The organism is Vibrio sp. 03_296, from assembly GCF_002265885.1.
In genome coordinates, this window is record NZ_NPKW01000731.1 from 1 (window position 1) to 1,011 (window position 1,011).

General features: G+C 50.0%; 2 pseudogenes. One reads left to right on the forward strand and one right to left on the reverse strand.

Features of this window, described 5'->3' with window-relative positions:
• Window positions 1–329 (forward strand): annotated as a pseudogene (locus CIK04_RS27470) (sugar-transfer associated ATP-grasp domain-containing protein); the annotation flags it as partial.
• A 123-nt stretch (window positions 330–452) separates the two neighbouring features.
• Here CIK04_RS27470 and CIK04_RS27475 read toward each other — a convergent pair.
• A pseudogene (locus tag CIK04_RS27475) lies at window positions 453–1,011 on the reverse strand (GMC family oxidoreductase); the annotation flags it as partial.

A 1,011-nucleotide genomic window follows, 5' to 3' on the forward strand; every position in this document is an offset into this window, starting at 1 on the left:
CAGATACAGGAAAAGATCTTGCTACCTTGCAAGTGCCTCATTGGCAACGTTTGTTGACCTTRGCAGCCAGCGCGTGGGAAATGACCGGGCTGGGTTATCGTCGGCACCGATATGGTGTTGGATAAAGAAGAAGGACCAATGGTATTGGAACTCAACGCACGCCCTGGTCTGGCGATTCAAATTGCCAACGGTGCGGGGCTTTTACCACGCTTACACCATATTGAGAAACTTGGGCGCACCACTGGTCTATCCCTCAGCAGAAGAGCGTGTGGCGTATTCTAATGCGTCAATTTGGCGCAAAACAAGATTTTGATAGCAGCGCAAGCTAACTCAATCCATGCGTAACTTATGCGACAAACGCCCGCTATGATTGCGKGCGTTTTCTTGTTGGCCACTTGAGCGCAGCTGYSGTTTTTATTCTAAAACGTCGACCACGACACTCCTAACAACATTTAAGCCACTGGCGTCGTTTCCTTTATCGCACAACCCAAACCCGCATAGTTGGCTTTAATCGCATCGGCGATTTTCTCTGCAATCATGATGGTCGGCGCGTTGGTGTTTGCACCAATCAAGGTCGGCATAATGGAGGCATCCACCACTCTTAGCCCCGCCAAGCCATGGACTCTAAGCTGATGATCAACCACGGCTAACGGATCACTGGCCACGCCCATTTTGCACGTGCCAACCGGATGATATTGTGTATCAGCACGGTGTCGAGTCCTGCTCTATCGCTTTGTCATCCGAGGCATCAACGGGATAAAAGCTCTCCCCTCGAATGTCATCAAACGCCGAGCTCTCCAACATTTGTCTGCTGTTTTTCCAACCTTTGATCATGATTTCCATATCTTCTGGATAGCGTAAAAACGCAGGGTCARTGTGGAGCACATCGTAAGGGTTTGCACTGTTCAGTTTGACGCGGCCAACACTTTTGGGTCGTAATAAGGTCACATGGCTACTAAAGCCGTGGCTTGCATGAATTTTACGCGCATGATCGTCCACTACCGCCACGAC